Origin of the sequence: Methylobacterium indicum, assembly GCF_001043895.1 — a bacterium.
GTDB classification, from domain to species: domain Bacteria; phylum Pseudomonadota; class Alphaproteobacteria; order Rhizobiales; family Beijerinckiaceae; genus Methylobacterium; species Methylobacterium indicum.
This window is the reverse complement of record NZ_JTHF01000047.1, coordinates 15,797-32,275: the sequence shown is the minus strand read 5'-3', so window position 1 is coordinate 32,275 and position 16,479 is coordinate 15,797. Positions and strand designations below refer to the sequence as shown.

The following is a 16,479-nucleotide window of genomic DNA, read 5'->3' as shown; positions in this document are numbered from 1 at the left end:
GCCCCAATGTTCACCTTCCTCGTCAGCCAGTCGGTCCGCAACCGCCTGCTCGTCCTCGCGCTCGCCGCGGTGCTGGTGCTCTACGGCGCCTTCACCGCCACCAAGCTGCCGGTCGATGTCTTCCCCGACCTCAACAAGCCCACCGTCACCATCATGACGGAGGCTGAGGGCTACGCGCCGCAGGAGGTCGAGCAGCTCGTCACCTACCCCATCGAGACCCGGATGAACGGCCTCCCGGGGGTAACCCGCGTGCGCTCCGTCTCGGGCGTCGGCCTGTCCATCACCTACGTCGAGTTCGACTGGGGCACGGACATCTACCGGAACCGGCAGCAGGTCGCCGAGCGCCTGAGCCTGGTGCAGGATCAGCTGCCTCGCGGCGTCACGCCGGTAATGGGGCCCATCTCCAGCATCATGGGCCAGATCCTGCTCGTGGCGGTCACCAGCGAGACCGCCAGCCCGATGCAGGTGCGAGAGGTCGCCGACTTCACCATCCGGCCGCGGCTGCTGACCATCCCGGGTGTGGCCCAGGTCATCCCCATCGGGGGCGAGGTGCGCCAGTTCCGGGTCAGCCCGAACCCTGCGGCGATGCGCTCGCTTGAGGTGACGAACGCCCAGCTTGAGACGGCGCTCGCCCAATTCGGGACCAATGCCGGCGGCGGCTTCACCGACCAGCATTCCCGCGAGTACCTGATCCGGAACATCGGCCGGACCATGAGCCTCGACGATCTGCGCAACCTCGTGGTCGCGACGGTCGCCAATACGCCGGTCCACCTCCGCCAAGTCGCCGAGGTGTCCTTCGCAGCCCGGGTGAAGCGCGGCGATGCCGGCTACATGGCCAAGCCTTCGGTCATCGTCTCGGTCGAGAAGCAACCGGACGTCGATACCGTGCGCCTCACCCGCAGCATCGAGACGGCGCTGAAGGAGCTCAACCCGAACCTGCCCGGTGGCATCAAGGCCGACCAAGTCCTGTTTCGGCAGGCCGACTTCATCGAGACCTCCATCCGTAATGTCGAGCGCGTCCTCGTCGAGGCCGTGCTGGTAGTAGCGGTGGTGCTGTTCGCGTTCCTGCTGAACGTGCGCACCACCGCCATCTCGCTCTTGGCCATCCCGGTCTCGGTGCTGACCACCGCGGTGGTGTTCCACCTGTTCGGGCTGTCCATCAACACCATGACGCTCGGAGGGCTGGCCATCGCCATCGGCGAGCTCGTCGACGACGCGGTCGTGGACGTGGAGAATATCTACAGACGCCTCGGTGAGAACCGCCGGGCAGGCAACCCGAAGAGCACGTTCCAGGTGGTTGTGGAAGCCTCAAACGAGGTTCGCTCCGGTATTGTCTACGCGACGCTGATTATCATCCTGGTTTTCGTGCCACTGTTTGCGCTGTCAGGCATCGAAGGTCGGCTCTTCGCGCCACTCGGTCAGGCCTACATCATCTCGATCCTGGCGAGTCTGCTCACTTCCATCACCCTGACGCCAGTGCTAGCCTCCCTGCTATTGCCGGGCCTCAAGAACCTGGAGGAGCACGACAGCCGGTTTCTCAAGCTGCTCAAGCGGGGCAATGCCGCTCTGCTGCGGGTCGCGTTCCGGCATCAGGGCCTTCTGGTGGGCACCGTCGCGATGGCAGTGATCGGCGCGGGCATCGCCGCCTGGAACCTGCCGCGCGCCTTCCTGCCGCCCTTCAACGAAGGGTCCTTTACGGTCAACGTGACCTTCAACCCGGGCATCTCGCTCGCTGAGAGCAATCGGGTCGGATTGATCGCCGAGAAGCTGTTGCTGGATATCCCGGGCGTGAAGGCGGTCGGCAGGCGAACCGGCCGGGCCGAGCTCGACGAGCACGCCGAAGGCGTTCACTCCTCCGAGATCGAGGTAGCACTCGACGAGGGCGAGAAGCGGCCGAAGGAGGCGTTGGTTGCCGACATCCGCGGACGCCTCGCGGCCCTGCCGGTAGCGGTCAACGTCGGCCAGCCCATCTCGCATCGGCTCGACCACATGCTCTCGGGCGTGCGCGCCGAGATCGCGCTCAAGGTATTCGGCGAGGACCTCGATGCCCTGCGCCGGGTGGCCAACGCCCTGCGCGATCGAATGACCAAGATCCCGGGCCTCGTCGACCTGCAGGTCGAGCGTCAGGTGCGCATCCCGCAATTGGAGGTGCGCGTCGATTACACCCGGGCGGCCCTCTACGGAGTGCAGCCGGCCGCCGTCGTCGAGCAGATCAGCCGCCTCTCGAATGGGCGCGTGGTCTCGACTGTCGTCGACGGCGTGCGCCGCTTCGACGTCGTGCTGCGCCTCTCCGAGAACCGGCGGACGACGACTGGCCTCGGCGACCTCCTGCTGGAAACGCCTTCGGGCTGGGTACCGGCGAAGCAGGTGGCCGACATCCGCGAGACCGACGGCCCGAACCAGATCCTGCGCGAGAACGCGCGGCGTCGCATCGTCGTACAGGCCAATACCAACGGCGAGAGCGACATGACCACCATCGTGGCGGCCATCCGCGAGGCCGTGGCGAAGGAGCCGATGCCGCCGGGCTTCTTCACCAGCCTGGAGGGCACCTTCCAGGCGCAGGAGGAAGCGAGCCGGACCATCGCGGCGCTCTCGGCCCTATCCTTGGCCATGGTGTTCGCCATCCTCTACAGCCGCTACCGCTCGGTCGCACTGGCGCTCATCATCATGGGCAACGTGCCTCTCGCGCTGATCGGCTCGGTGACCGCTCTGTGGCTGGTCGGGCAGCCGCTTTCGGTGGCGTCGATGATCGGGTTCATCACGCTGACCGGCATCGCAGCACGCAACGGCATCCTGAAGATCAGCCACTACCTGAACCTGTCGCTTCACGAGGGGGTGCCGTTCGGGCCCGACCTCGTGATCCGCGGCAGCCTCGAGCGGCTGACCCCGGTCCTGATGACGGCGTTGTCGGCTGGCGTGGCGCTGGTGCCGTTGCTCTACGACGCGGCGAGCCCAGGCAAGGAGATCCTGCACCCGGTCGCGGTGACGATCTTCGGCGGCCTGATCAGCGCGACGTTGCTCGACACCTTCCTGACCCCCGTTCTGTTCCTGCGCTTCGGCAGCAAGCCGCTCGAGCGGCTTCGCGCCCTCCACGCCGATGCGCCGGCTTACCCATCCCCGGACGGCGCGCGACCGCGTTCGGCCGAGGCTTATTGACCCCAGAGGAGGCAACAGCGTGATCCTACCGAAACTGACCCTCGTCGTCGGCCTGCTGGCCGCGACAGGCGTGAGTGCCCACGAGACCGCCGGCCAGCACGGAGGCCGGGTGACGGACGCTGGCAAATTCCACGTCGAGCTCGTCGCCAAGGGCGAGACCGTCGACGTGTTCCTGTCCGACGGCGAGCAGAAGCCAGTCCCGGCCAACGGCTTCAAGGGCACGGCCATCCTCGTTGTCGGCGGCAAGCCGGCCCGCGTGCCGCTGGAGCCTGCGGACGGCAACCGCCTCACTGGCAAAGCAAACGCCTCGCTCGGCGACAGCCCGAAGGGCGCCGTGCAGCTCACTGGCCCGGACGGCGCGACCGCCAGCGGCAAGTTCAACTGACCCCTGACCCCAAGAGAGGAAGTCCCATGACCCAGATCCGCACGATCGCCCTCGTCGCCCTCCTGTCCGGCAGCCTCGTCGGCACCGCCCTGGCCCAGGGCACGCACTCACACGGGAGTCATGAGATGCCGGGCAACCCGGCCGCGACCCACGACGACGACATGATGAAGATGATGCAGTCGATGAAGCCGGATCCGAAGGACCCGGCCTCGACCAAGGACTTCAAGGCCGCCGACATGACGATGATGCACGACATGCACGTGCCCTACAGCGGCAACGCAGACATCGATTTCCGCACGCACATGATCCCGCATCACAAGGGCGCGGTTGCCATGGCCAAGGTCGCCTTGAAGTACGCCAAGGACCCTGAGACCAAGGCGATGGCCCAAAAGATCATCGACGACCAGGAGAAGGAGATCTCCGAAATGGAGGCGTGGCTGAAGAAGAACGGCAGCCGGTAATCCATCCTACGCCGCCGGGTCGCTTTCGGCCCGGCGGAGCCGAGCAAAGGGAACAGACATGAGCGACGCGCCACATGGGCACCAGGCGGCATCGGCGGGCCACGCCCACGCGTGCGGCCATGACCACGGCGCGCACACGCATGGCCAAGACGAGCATAGCGCGGCCGCTGCGAACGTAGACGGCGCCAACCGTGTGAAGGACCCGGTCTGCGGAATGATGGTCGATCCGCACACGACCAAGCACCGGGCCGAGCATGACGGCCATCCGTACTACTTCTGCTCGAACGGCTGTCGGACCAAGTTCGAGGCGAGCCCCGTCCGCTACGTCGACCCCGGCCAGGCCGCCGCGAAGGTCGACCCGGTGCCTGAGGGTACGATCTACACCTGTCCCATGCATCCGGAGGTGCGCCAGGTCGGACCCGGAGCATGCCCGATCTGCGGGATGGCGCTCGAGCCGGCATTGGTCGGCGCAAACGAGGGCCCAAGCGAGGAACTCCTCGACATGACGCGTCGGTTCTGGGTCGGGCTGGTCCTGACCTTGCCGGTGTTCGTGTTGGAGATGGGCGGCCACCTGTTCGGCCTCACGGAACACCTGGGCCAGCAGACGTCCAACTGGATACAGTTCGCCCTAGCGACCCCGGTCGTGCTCTGGGCTGGCTGGCCCTTCTTCGTGCGCGGCTACCACTCAGTCGTCTCGCGCAACCTGAACATGTTCACGCTGGTCGCACTCGGAACGGGTGTTGCCTGGCTATACAGCGTGGTCGCGACGTCGGCCCCGGGACTGTTCCCGGAGGCCTTGCGCGGGCACGGTGGGGCGGTGCCAGCTTATTTTGAGGCGGCCGCCGTCATCACGGTGCTGGTGCTCCTCGGGCAGGTCCTGGAGCTTCGCGCTCGCGAGAGTACCGGCGGTGCGCTCCGCGCTCTGCTCGACCTCGCGCCGAAGACGGCCCGCCGCATCCGGCCTGATGGTACGGACGAGGAGGTGCAACTCGACGCGATCGGGATCGGCGACCGCCTGCGCGTACGCCCCGGCGAGAAGGTACCGGTTGACGGCGCCGTCGTAGAGGGCCGCAGCTCGGTCGACGAGAGCCTCGTGACGGGGGAATCCATGCCTGTCACCAAGGAGGTCGGGGCTTCCGTCATCGGCGGCAGCCTGAACCAGACCGGCGGGCTCATCCTTGAGGCAACCAAGGTCGGGCGCGACACCATGCTAGCCCGGATCGTCCAGATGGTGGCCGAGGCCCAGCGCTCGCGCGCACCCATCCAGCGCTTGGCCGACCAGGTTGCCGGCTGGTTCGTGCCGGCAGTCGTCGGCGTCGCGGCGTTGGCCTTTGCCGCTTGGATGGCCTTCGGGCCCGAGCCACGCTTCACCTTCGCGCTGCTGGCAGCTGTCGCGGTGCTGATCATCGCCTGCCCCTGCGCGCTCGGGCTCGCCACGCCGATGTCCATCATGGTTGGTGTCGGCCGGGGCGCCCAGGCCGGCGTCCTCGTCAAGAATGCAGAGGCGCTGGAGCGCATGGAGAAGGTCACCACGCTGGTGATCGACAAGACCGGGACGCTGACCGAGGGCAAGCCGGCAGTGACGCGGGTGGTGCCGGCGGCCGGTTTCGACGAGGACACGGTACTGCGTCTTTCGGCGAGCGTCGAACGCGCGAGCGAGCACCCTCTCGCGCTCGCCATCGTGAAGGCAGCCGGCGAGCGCGGGATCGCCCTGGCCCCGGTGTCAGACTTCGACAGCCCAACCGGCAAGGGCGCGCTCGGCACGGTTGATGGTCGGCGTGTCGCGCTCGGCAACGCCGCCTTCCTGCGCGAGCAGGGCGTGGACGTCTCAGCCCATGCGGCTGCGGCTGACGACCTCCGGCGAGAGGGCGCCACCGCGATCTTCGCGGGCATCGACGGACGCGTGGCTGGCGTCCTCGCCATCGCCGACCCGATCAAGGAGACCACGCCCGAGGCGCTGGCGGTGCTTCGAGCAGAGGGCATCCGGGTCGTCATGCTCACCGGCGACAACCGTACCATGGCCGAGGCCGTGGCGCGCCGGCTCGGCATCGAGGAGGTCGAAGCGGAGGTTCTGCCCGATCAGAAGGCGGCCGTGGTCGAGCGCTACAAGGGGATCGGGCAGGTGGTCGCGATGGCCGGCGATGGCGTGAACGATGCGCCCGCCCTCGCTGCAGCGGACGTTGGCATCGCGATGGGTACGGGCACTGACGTGGCCATCGAAAGCGCAGGCCTGACGCTTCTCAAGGGCGATCTCCTCGGCATCGTTCGAGCGCGCCGCCTCTCGCGAGCGGTAATGGGGAACATTCGCCAGAACCTGTTCTTTGCCTTCATCTATAACGCGGCCGGCGTTCCGGTGGCGGCGGGCATCCTCTACCCGTTTCTCGGCATTCTGCTCTCGCCGGTCATCGCGGCGGCAGCCATGGCGCTCTCCTCAGTCAGCGTAATCGGCAACGCTCTGCGCCTACGCGCAGCGAACCTCGATCCCGTGTCGTCCCGATAGGAGCCAGCATGTTCCCGACCTGGCTTCATGCCCTCTCGATCAGTGCACTGCTGCTGGGTGCCGCCTGCTCGTTGTTGCTTTCGGTGCAAGTGATCCGGCACCCGCAGCACATGACCGTGATGAACGTGGTCTGGCCGGTCAGCGCCCTGTTCGGCACGCTCGCCGTGGTCTGGGCCTACTACCGCTACGGCCGGCTCGCGACGATGGAGGCGCATCACCACGCCAAGGAGCGAGGCGAGAAGCCGCCGAACATGACCGGCACACCGTTCCCTGTGATGGTCGGCAAGGGCGCACTCCATTGCGGCAGCGGCTGCATGCTCGGCGATGTTGCCGCCGAGTGGCTTGCCTTCCTGGTGCCCGCGGTGGCGATCTGGTTTGGATGGCACACGATCTTCGATGAGAAGATGTACGCCGTGTGGGTGCTGGACTTCGTTTTCGCCTACGGGCTTGGGATCGCGTTCCAATATTATGCCATCGTGCCGATGCGAGGACTGTCGCCCGGCAAGGGTTTCGTCGCGGCCCTCAAAGCAGACACCCTGTCGCTCATCGCTTGGCAGATCGGCATGTACGGCCTCATGGCGCTGGTTCAATTCTGGCTCTACCCGCACGTGGCTGGGCAGCAGGCGCCGGTGAACTCCGTCGAGTTCTGGTTCGCCATGCAGGTCGCCATGGTCGCAGGGTTCTTGACCAGCTACCCGGTGAACTGGTGGCTCGTTGGCTCCGGCATCAAGGAGCGGATGTAAGCCGGAACACGGCGCATCCTCCCCGCCCTCCTTAGCGGGATCGAGCGCACTGAGCAGCCTTCCGCCTACCTTCCCCTACTCTGGAGCTTCTGTTGTTCACGCCCGCCTTCGTGCATGACCTCATCCACCGCGTCGCGGGGTTGGATCAACCCCATGGACACTGGTGGATCGAGCTCGTGTCGGTCCTCGTTCTGATCGTGGCGCCGGTCTGGACGGGATCGTTGGCGATCCGGCTCGGCTGGCGCTGGTTGGTCAGGTGGCACCAGCGTCGAGGCGCAGGAACTCCAGCGGGGTGGCACCTTGAGCGCTACATCATTCGTGCGACGCTGCGCTACCAGTACCGTCTCGTCCTGCTCTCGCTCCTGACCTTGCCGGCGGCTTGGCTTCTGCTAGAAATTCCAAAGCACATCATCAACCACGCCCTCGCAGACGCTGAGGGCGGCCGCCCATCCAGGATGATGTTCCTAGGCTTCGATCTCGGGCGCGTCGAGCTTCTGTTCGCGCTGTGCGCTAGCTATCTCGCCGTTCTCATACTGGGCGGATTAGCAAAATACGGGGTTACCTGGGCACGTGGACGCCTGAACGAGCGTCTCGTGCGCCGGCTGCGCCTCGCGGTCATCCGCCGGACACGCTCGGAGCGCTCGCCCGAGCACCGGGCTGCGCTCTCGGCGGTGGCGGTGCAGGAGGTTGAGCCGGTCGGCTACTTCGGCGCCAGCCTGGTGGCTGTGCCGCTCGTTCAGGGCGGCACGCTTCTCACCAGCGTCCTCTTTCTGCTCCTCCAGAACGCCGCCCTAGCCTTAGCGGCGCTGGTGATGCTGCCGGTGCAGCTCAGCATCCTGCCGCGCCTGCAGCGGCGCTTGAACGGCAAGGTACGCGAGCGAGTGCATGCAACCCGGATGCTCGGCAGCCTCTTGACCACGTCGTCACCGCGGACTCTTGGACAAACCACGAGCCTAGATCGGCAAATGGCTCAAGTCGAAACACTGGAAAGAGTACGTATCGATATCGCAGACCTCAAGGGACGCCTGAAGGGACTATATAATTTTACCTCGAACCTAACGCCATTTTTCTTGTTCTCAATCGGCGGATATCTGGTAATCCAGCGCCAGCTCTCACTGGGAGCCCTCGTCGCTGCACTAGCAGCCTATAAGGAAATCGCTCCGGCCATGCGGGAACTGTTCGACTTCGCGCAGAACTGGTCTGATGCCAGGGCACGCTACGATGAGGTTACGAAAGCACTCGGTCAATCCGAGGCGGCAACCGAACACATTGCAGAGATACCTGCACTCCATCTCAGACCAAGCCAAACATCTATGGTAATGTATTAGGTAGTTGCGCGCGTGGGAAGATACATGGAGATAAGCCGCAGGTGGAAGATATGGGGACATTTCCGCATCTACTGCGCAACAAAATTTTGAGCAACGCCTAGCCTTGTAGGAAAAAACTCAATATCTCTCTAGCAGCCAAGGCTATAAGTCAGTATGATAAAAAATATTCCAACTCGTCATTCACAACGTTTAGCAAATTCACACTTGATTACTGTAAAAGGTCAGGCAACCGCTCCATAATCGTCTGCTGCCTGTCGTCACTGACCACCCGCAAGGTGCGCTACACCTTGGGGTCACGCTCCAGGCAGCCAGCCTTGGGCGGCGAGCATGCAGCAACCTACAGCCAGCCAAGTACTGAGGCGCCTCTCGTTATACCGCAGATACCTGACACCAAAAGCGGAAGCCTTACATCCCGTCGCGAGACATATTGAGGAACACCATCATGACACACCAAGACGATCCACTCTGGTATGACTATGAGACAGAAGAAAGACGCAAGATGCGCTTTCCATTCTGGACATCCGTTTTTATCGTCGTTTTCACGGTTGTGGCGATCTACCTACTCGTTTGATAGGTAACATCCTAACTCGCAAAAAGAGGTTTCGCATGCTTGCGATTGCAATAGCCGGCTGAATGGCAATGTCGCTGCCAATAGCTAGTAGAACATTGTTGGCGGATAGTGCATTTGGCGATTTTGCGTCGAAAGCGCCTCAGGTGTTGATAAAATCGCATGCCTAGCAAGAAGCTCGCCCGTCAGCATTATCCTACACAACATGCTCCCAAAGGACGTCGACGCGTCCGCAGCAAGATTTTAGACAACGCGAATAAAAATTTCATAAATATAATATTCGGAATAATATTTATGCTTGTAATAACATTGTTATATCCAACATTATTGTAATAATATTGAACTTTGCAATTATAAATATAATATCTAATTTATAATCCAGAATATCGAGCATTTAAATTAAAATCATGCAATGCGCAATAGAGACAGCAATCAATCTTACCTCGCCCAGCAGCACTTTCGATGAGGGCTCGAGCTTGATCCTCAGTCCACGTTTCTCGTTCGACGGTGCGGTCAGCGGGCCGCTCGTTACTGCGTTGGCGAAGCCGTTGGCGGTCTGCGAGTAGCGGCTGGTATTGGTGTGATGGAATGCCGTGTAGGTGGCGCCCGGGGTCAGCGTGACCGGGTTCGAGAAGGTGGCGGGCGGCAACAGTCAACATGGCTGTGCGTTGACGCTCGTTGCGGGGGCGCAGGCATTTACGATTGGATATGAGGCTGGTACCCAAACTTACCCGTGAAGGTTGGGCGCTGTGCTCGGCATGTTTTGGGGGAGGAAAATGCGCCTGGTACCGACCCTCCAAACGCTGCAGCTAACCGGACTTACATCGGCGAAGCTACGCGAATGGATAGGCCGGCGTCGGCGGAGGCTTGCGTGAGCAGCATCGCCTTCCAGACGGCCCTCCGCGCTACGGGGTACCTCGACCATGCAGGACGCCCAGCCCCTGGGCTCACCGAGACCAGCGGCGCAATCCAAGCGCGGCTCCGGACGGTTCTGAGTGACGGACGTGTAGGGCTTCATGCTGACGCGGTTTTCACGGCGCAGGGTGCACCGACCACCATCTTCAAGGATGCCGGTCAGCATCAACCATCTCCCGACGAGTTGCGCTCCTGGTACGAAGCTGCCTGGAACGTCGGTGTGGCGCCGCTTCTGTGGATCATCACGCCAACGGACGTGCGCCTCTACGACTGCTATGCTGCACCGGCAGAGGCATACGCTAATGCCGAGCCACCGGAACTCGAGCGATACAGCTTAGCAGATCCCGACCGAATCCGTGCTTTGGACACGGCATGCGGTCGCCTCGCGACCGAGACCGGCGCCTTTTGGTCAAGTGCGGTCGGTTCCAAAATCAATCGACGCCACCGTGTCGACCGCGAGCTCCTCGCTGAGATCAGCGCCCTTGAGGATCGCTTGGTCGGGTTATCATCCAATGAAACCCCGGCGACTGGTAAGCACTTAGCCAGAGATCTTGCGCAACGTTTCATCGGTCGCTGCATTTTTACGTGGTATCTGCTCGACAGACAATTAGCCCAACCCTTCCTTCCTGAGGATATACCTCCTAGTCTAACTGAGATGTTCGGGTCTCCGACAGCTGCATTTCGCTTATTTGAATGGCTACGATGCACTTTCAACGGCGACTTGTTCCCGATGGATGATCCTGGCGCTGAACGAGATTACCTCACCGAAGGTCATCTTGAACTCATGCGCGAGTTTATAGAAGGCCGGAGCCTCATCCCTGAAAGGAGAGGACAAGGCAGATTGTTCCGTTTTCGGTTCAACGTTATCCCGGTCGATCTCATCAGTTCAATATATCAACAGTTCGCACGAACGAGCGCAGCTGAAGAAGCGCATGCACAAGGACTGCACTATACACCGATTGAGTTAGTACATCTAACGCTCGATCCTGTATTTGAGCAACTGCCACTAGGCGCCCGGGTCATAGACCCTGCTTGCGGCTCAGGAGCCTTCCTCGTCGAGGCCTTCCGCAGACTTGTTTGGCGCGCAAGCCAGGGAAAGCCTGCATCTCGGAAGGTTGTTCGAAATATACTCCATAACCAGCTCTTTGGATTGGATATCAATCCATCAGCTCTCGGTATTGCAGCTTTCAGCCTTTACCTGGCAGCTCTGGAGCTTGATGAGGATCCTATCCAAGACCTCAGAGATCTAAAATTCGATCATCTCATAGGACGTACCCTCTTCGAGGCGGACTCGCTTGCTGATGAATTGCCCCGTCATGTCGCTGATAACACCTTTGAGGCGGTTGTCGGCAATCCGCCGTGGACCTTTGTTGGCCGAAGAGGAGCATCGCCGAAACGTATCAAGGATGACGAGGGAACTGCCCGTCCGAGGCGGAGCCCAGACTGGGCCTTCTTGAACCTCGCCGCTCGCCTTGCCGGAGAGAATGGCAGGGTGGGTATGGTGATGAAGGCCACACCATTCTTTTCCAAAGATCCTCACGCGATTTCTGCTCGAAAAAACCTTTTCAATCGTCTCGCTTCGGCGGCGTTGATCAATCTATCGTTTCTTCGACGTGAGGAGCTATTCCCAGATGCAACCGGGCCAGCTCTGCTGTTCCTTGCACGATGTGCCCTGTCCTCATCGCATGACCGTTTGCTTGTCGGGTCGATACCTTGGACGCCGGACTTCCGGCGTACAGGTGTCTTTCACATCGGCCCTGGTGAAATCCGATCGATCCCCTTGCAACGTGTTCTGGCCGCACCACCCTTTCTAAAAGCTGCCACGTTCGGCTCTGTCCGTGACGGCTGGTTGATCGAGCGTCTCGACCGAGAGTTTCCAACTCTGGACAACGTACTCGATAGCGTGGGCATTAGAGCGCGAGAACATCGAGGTCAGGGCTTCAAAATTAAAGGCAGAGAACAAACACCCAGTCCGCTTGAATATTTTAGCCTCAAAGTGATCACGCCTGAGAATTTTACTTCATTTCGATTAGGGGGTAGCCTCGACGAGTTTACATATCAAACTCTTCACAGAACTCGCAATAGAGCAATATTCAACGGCCCTTTACTGCTGTGCTCGAAGGTCGGCTCCGAAGCAGGCGCGCAACGTGGCCGCTACAGTGCAGCAGTCGTAGAGTCCGACCATCTGTATACGCAAGGTTTTTTTGGTATTTCATTTGCTAATGCAGATAAGAGGTATGCTTACCTTCTCTCTGGGATCTTAAATTCAAGCTTGACAGCATTCCAATTTGCACTCGGCGGGCCAACTTGGGGACTCGAGCGTCCGACCGTCGAACCTCACGATCTACTCTCCCTACGCATTCCCTACTTCTCCGAGGTGAGCGATGATCGTATTCGAGCCGTCATTGATGCCGAACGTGCGGTAGCATCAGCGCCTGAGCGCAATGATCTTCTGGCAGCGCTCGACCATGCTGTTTACGAGCTTTATGACTTGGAACCAGAAGAATGCGTTCTGGCGCGAGATAGCATTGATCGGGCTCGTTACCTCATTTTCGAGAACCGAGTAGAGCGTGGTCGTTTTGTCGCACCACCCGCTCAAGCTCAATTACGCGCCTATGCTGGTCAACTGGCAACCGTCGTAAATGCCTACCTACGCGCGCGCGGAGAACGCCATCTCGAAGCGCTGATTTATCCTCAGAGCATGACCGCAACAGATTGGGCTGGCGGGATCCCTGGTGTGGCAGCCGTTCGGTTCGTCATGGCAAAGGGTGCTCCAGGTTCTAACGCAGTCGTACATGATGGTAAGGCTGAGGACTTGGAAACCCTTGCTGCTGCTCTACGTGGGCAGTTTGAAACCGATATACCGCCTTATTTAAATGAACGACGTCAGCTGAGGATCTACGGCGACAAAGATCTATACGTTCTAAAGCCGGCCGAAGTTCGCTATTGGACGTGTACGGCCGGCTTGAACGACGCTGATGTTATCCTGGCGGATCACTGGGTGCGGAGGCGGAATGCCGCTACTCACGTCTGATCGACCTTATGGCAATCCTGCCTTCGAACTTTCTTCAGACGAGGTCTACACAGTCCTCGATCTGGTATGCCGCGGCGCTGATGAGGCTCGGGCTCATGTAACGCCCGGCATGCTTGAGGTACCAACAACGATTGTCGTCCGCAAGGCGATGCGAAGAGTAAAGCGCGCACTAGGTCTCACGAACCTTCAGGTTCGGGGCGAACATGAAATTGATAATATGGCCGCATACGACTCAAGCATCCATGGGCGGATTGATATTACTCTACAATTTCTTCATCAATTTGGCGACGAAGATGCCTATGTTGCAGTCGAATGCAAACGAGTGCGGGCCGGCGACGCTGGATTAAATGGCAGCTACGTGACGCAGGGCGTCGAGCGATTTGCAACTGGTAAGTACGCTGCAGGGCATCCTTGGGGATTTATGCTCGGCTACGTGCTCGCGCTCCCGGTTGAGGACATCGTTGATACTATCGATAGGCGCGTATGCAGCAAATATGGAACAGCCTCTGCGCTATCTAACTCGCCCGCTCACCCCAACGCACTACGCATACTTGAAAACGGCCTTCTCCAAGCAGGAAGTCATCAGATCCGCCTTCATCATATCTTTGTCGACATGCTTGTTGCAGATCAAAGTGGGTAAAATTAATTAAATATATTCAATTATTCTAACCGTTACGCAATATCAGTCTTTATGTTCAAGCTCTGTTTTGCAGTGTCGCAAGTTTCCGAGCCGCGCCCCGCTGCGCTCTGAGCCGCTCTCCGTAGCGCGCTGGCATCGCCGGTGTCTTCCACGAGCCGGCCTGCATAACCTCGAGCAGTTCGAACCCGGCAGCGAACATATCCTGTGTCGCACCAACCCGGGTCGAGTGCCCGGAGGGAAGACGGGACAGCTTCAGCCCAGCCGCCGCGGCGAGGGCCTGAAACACCCGCGCCACCTCCCTGTCACCGAGTGCGCTTGCACCGACCTTGCCGCCCTTGGTCAGCGGCCGGAACAATGGCCCGCTCTCCAACCTGGCCGCGGCGAGCCACGTCACAATATGCGCCATGGTGTCGGGAGCCAGGTACTTGATCGTGCCTTCGCCCTCCTGGTCGGCTTTCGAGCGCCGCACCAGTATGGTGCCTGAGCCGTCGGATCCACGCTCCAGATCCCCTATATATAAAGAGACGAGTTCGGAGCGGCGGAGCAGCGTGTCGTAGGCGACGGCGACGAGGGCCGCGTTGCGTAAGGCGATCAGCGGGGCACCGTGCTCGCCCTCCGATACGCGCCGATGCAGCCGGTCGGGCGTCATGACAGTGAGCATGCGGTCGATGCTGGTGCGGTTGAGCGGCTCGGCCTGCTTCTGGCGCCGGCCCTTGGCCCGGTTCATCCGCTTCACCGCCAGCCGCACGATCTCGTCGGCGCAGGGGTTCGGCAGACCGGCGGCGCGATGGAGGGCGGCGATCGAGGAGCGGTAGCGCTCGACCGTGGCGCGGGACTTTGTCTCGGCCTGCGCGTCGATGAAGGCGGCGATCGTCTCGGGTGTCGCCGGCAGCATCGCCCGCCCGGCCTCCCGGCACCATGCGGCGAAGATCCGGCTATCGGCGGCGAACGCGCGCATTGTGTTGTCGGCGAAGGCGCCACGCGCGGCGCGGGCGTGCTCGTCGAGCCGCTCGACCAGAATATCGGCGAGCGGCGGTGCCTCGGCGACCGGGATCGGCAGGGCCGGCTCATCGCGGGATGGTTCGGTGGCGGGTTCGGGGGTGTCGAGCTCCATGGCGTGAGCCTACCCGTCCGGACCTTAGCGATCCACTAATTGTGACCGATAGATGGTGTTATCGGATGCAATTGAGCAGTTTGGAACGGCGTTCCGTTTCCGGAAATTCGCGCCTACCTGACCCGTGGATGTGGCACTGACGGCGATCTTGGTATAAAACTCGGACTTGTACTCGTTCAGTGAGAAACGTTATGGAGTCCCGTGCAACCAAAATCGTGGATGGTGGTAAGCTTGTGATTCCCGCTAGCTTTCGGCGAGAGATGGGGCTGCAGGTCGGCGATACCGTTGTCATGGAAATGGTCGGCGGTGAGCTTCGGGTTCGATCGCGGGATGCAGCTATTGCCGACGCCCAGAAGCTCGTTCGCGGCTTGGTACCAGATGGGATTAGCCTGTCCGATGAGCTGATCGCGGACCGGCGTGCTGAAGCGGCCAAGGAGTAGGACCATGGCCGTGAGATATGCCTTGGACGCCTCAGCCCTGCTCTGCCTGCTCAACCAGGAAGAGGGACAGGAGCGCGTCCGTGTCGCACTGGCCGAAGCGGTAATATCCGCGGTCAACTACTCGGAGGTGGTAGCCAAGCTCGTGGAGCGCGGTGGTGCCGCCGCGGCGATCAGCCGGGCGCTCGAACACCTGCACCTCACAGTCGTCGACTTCGATCGCACTCAAGGTGTCGAGGGCGGCGCGCTGCGGCAGGCTACGCGCCAAGCCGGCCTCTCATTCGGCGATCGCGCCTGCTTGGCGCTGGCGAAGTCGAAAGGCCTCACCGCCCTGACGGCGGACCAGGCCTGGGAGAAGCTGGAGGAAGCCGTCGGCGTGACAGTCGAGCTGGTGCGCTGACAAAAGTGCGGCCGGCGAGGAACATAGGCTTCAGTGCTTGGTACAAACCTAATAATTCTGGCAATGTGGTGACTTTTTTGCCCCACCCTGAGGCTTCGAGAGCACCTGATCATTACACATTGCCGATCCTAATCTGACCATTATGATTTATGTCAGCAATGCCTGATTTCCAGCGTTCTTCGGATGCTCGAGCTACTTACATTGCCCTGATGTCAGGGATCGGATCTTGCACTTTTGTCGAACGGATCAGCCGATCCATAGCCGTGCAGTAAGAAAATGGGTCATTTTTAATTCAAGCGTGCGCAAGTCGCGATTGTTGACCGCCTTGAACTTGCTGCCGTCGATCGCGACGACTGCCTTGCTGAACAGGTTCAGCCGACGGCAGAGGATAACGAACTACGCACGGACTGCCTGGATTGCAGGTCCATTGTCCTTGCGGAAGTCAGCCAGGGTCTTGAAGTTGGGCATCAGCCGACCGATCAGCCACATCAACTCGATGTTGCGCTGGGTCTCGCGTTCGAGACGGCGGCTCGACGGGATGCGGTTGAGGTAGCCGTAGAGGTAGATCTTGAGCAGCGTCGCCGGATCGTAAGCCGGACGGCCGGTCGCCTCAGGTACGGCCCTGGCGAAACCGAGGGTGGTGAGATCGAGTTCGTCGACGAAGAGCTCGACGAGGCGAACCGGATTATCGGCCACCACGTAAGTATCGAGGCAGTCAGGCAGGAGCGTGCTCTGACGACGATCATCACCGGCGATGAAGCGGGCCATCACGACCTCCTCAGACCGGTGACAAGCTTA

General features: G+C 61.2%; 12 protein-coding genes and 1 pseudogene. 10 read left to right on the top strand and 3 right to left on the bottom strand.

Annotation, left to right across the window (positions count from 1 at the left end):
• Window positions 1–6: 6 nt before the first annotated feature.
• From QR78_RS06130 to QR78_RS06105, 6 genes are all read left to right on the top strand, one after another.
• Window positions 7–3,156: an efflux RND transporter permease subunit gene (locus tag QR78_RS06130; RefSeq protein WP_048426616.1), complete on the top strand. Its 3,150-nt coding sequence runs from the start codon at window positions 7–9 to the stop codon at window positions 3,154–3,156.
• 19 nt (window positions 3,157–3,175) lie between these two features.
• Complete coding sequence (locus QR78_RS06125) at window positions 3,176–3,541, top strand: hypothetical protein (RefSeq protein ID WP_048426615.1); 366 nt, start codon at window positions 3,176–3,178, stop codon at window positions 3,539–3,541.
• A 26-nt stretch (window positions 3,542–3,567) separates the two neighbouring features.
• Entirely contained in the window at window positions 3,568–4,002 is a 435-nt protein-coding gene (gene copM / locus QR78_RS06120; RefSeq protein WP_048426614.1) for a CopM family metallochaperone, read from the top strand.
• A 58-nt stretch (window positions 4,003–4,060) separates the two neighbouring features.
• Window positions 4,061–6,502: a heavy metal translocating P-type ATPase gene (locus tag QR78_RS06115; protein ID WP_048426613.1), complete on the top strand. Its 2,442-nt coding sequence runs from the start codon at window positions 4,061–4,063 to the stop codon at window positions 6,500–6,502.
• 8 nt (window positions 6,503–6,510) lie between these two features.
• Window positions 6,511–7,245 (top strand): DUF4396 domain-containing protein, encoded by a 735-nt coding sequence (locus QR78_RS06110; RefSeq protein ID WP_048426612.1) that lies wholly within the window; start codon window positions 6,511–6,513, stop codon window positions 7,243–7,245.
• 92 nt (window positions 7,246–7,337) lie between these two features.
• Window positions 7,338–8,573 carry a hypothetical protein gene (locus tag QR78_RS06105; protein ID WP_048426611.1) on the top strand — a complete coding sequence of 412 codons (1,236 nt, stop codon included), beginning with the start codon at window positions 7,338–7,340 and terminating at the stop codon, window positions 8,571–8,573.
• A 962-nt stretch (window positions 8,574–9,535) separates the two neighbouring features.
• Here QR78_RS06105 and QR78_RS32440 read toward each other — a convergent pair.
• Window positions 9,536–9,790, bottom strand: a complete 255-nt coding sequence (locus QR78_RS32440) for a DUF4082 domain-containing protein (protein WP_158004012.1) — start codon at window positions 9,788–9,790, stop codon at window positions 9,536–9,538.
• Window positions 9,791–10,012: 222 nt separating this feature from the next.
• Here QR78_RS32440 and QR78_RS06100 point away from each other — a divergent pair, with 222 nt between their 5' ends.
• Complete coding sequence (locus QR78_RS06100) at window positions 10,013–13,090, top strand: HsdM family class I SAM-dependent methyltransferase (RefSeq protein ID WP_048426641.1); 3,078 nt, start codon at window positions 10,013–10,015, stop codon at window positions 13,088–13,090.
• Window positions 13,071–13,730: a hypothetical protein gene (locus QR78_RS32435; RefSeq protein WP_082171531.1), complete on the top strand. Its 660-nt coding sequence runs from the start codon at window positions 13,071–13,073 to the stop codon at window positions 13,728–13,730. The genes QR78_RS06100 and QR78_RS32435 overlap by 20 nt, the downstream gene beginning before the upstream one ends.
• Window positions 13,731–13,785: 55 nt before the next feature.
• Here the strand turns inward: QR78_RS32435 and QR78_RS06090 are convergent, their stop codons facing one another.
• Complete coding sequence (locus QR78_RS06090; RefSeq protein WP_048426610.1) at window positions 13,786–14,844, bottom strand: tyrosine-type recombinase/integrase; 1,059 nt, start codon at window positions 14,842–14,844, stop codon at window positions 13,786–13,788.
• Window positions 14,845–15,035: 191 nt separating this feature from the next.
• Here QR78_RS06090 and QR78_RS06085 point away from each other — a divergent pair, with 191 nt between their 5' ends.
• Together QR78_RS06085 and QR78_RS06080 are read left to right on the top strand one after the other, a co-directional pair.
• Complete coding sequence (locus QR78_RS06085) at window positions 15,036–15,284, top strand: AbrB/MazE/SpoVT family DNA-binding domain-containing protein (RefSeq protein ID WP_048426609.1); 249 nt, start codon at window positions 15,036–15,038, stop codon at window positions 15,282–15,284.
• 4 nt (window positions 15,285–15,288) lie between these two features.
• On the top strand, window positions 15,289–15,681 hold the full coding sequence (locus QR78_RS06080) for a type II toxin-antitoxin system VapC family toxin (protein ID WP_048426608.1): 393 nt from the start codon (window positions 15,289–15,291) through the stop codon (window positions 15,679–15,681).
• Between the two features lie 306 nt (window positions 15,682–15,987).
• On the opposite strand, the pseudogene QR78_RS06075 reads toward QR78_RS06080, so the two are convergent.
• Window positions 15,988–16,449, bottom strand: a pseudogene (locus QR78_RS06075) (transposase); the annotation flags it as partial.
• Window positions 16,450–16,479: the final 30 nt, after the last annotated feature.

Excerpts from the sequence above, each read along its gene's own strand:
- QR78_RS06080 (WP_048426608.1), top strand. The coding sequence starts at position 15,289 with ATGGCCGTGAGATATGCCTTGGACGCCTCAGCCCTGCTCTGCCTGCTC.
- QR78_RS32435 (WP_082171531.1), top strand. The coding sequence starts at position 13,071 with ATGCCGCTACTCACGTCTGATCGACCTTATGGCAATCCTGCCTTCGAA.
- copM (WP_048426614.1), top strand. The coding sequence starts at position 3,568 with ATGACCCAGATCCGCACGATCGCCCTCGTCGCCCTCCTGTCCGGCAGC.
- QR78_RS06110 (WP_048426612.1), top strand. The coding sequence starts at position 6,511 with ATGTTCCCGACCTGGCTTCATGCCCTCTCGATCAGTGCACTGCTGCTG.
- QR78_RS06085 (WP_048426609.1), top strand. The coding sequence starts at position 15,036 with ATGGAGTCCCGTGCAACCAAAATCGTGGATGGTGGTAAGCTTGTGATT.
- QR78_RS06090 (WP_048426610.1), bottom strand. The coding sequence starts at position 14,844 with ATGGAGCTCGACACCCCCGAACCCGCCACCGAACCATCCCGCGATGAG.
- QR78_RS06130 (WP_048426616.1), top strand. The coding sequence starts at position 7 with ATGTTCACCTTCCTCGTCAGCCAGTCGGTCCGCAACCGCCTGCTCGTC.
- QR78_RS06115 (WP_048426613.1), top strand. The coding sequence starts at position 4,061 with ATGAGCGACGCGCCACATGGGCACCAGGCGGCATCGGCGGGCCACGCC.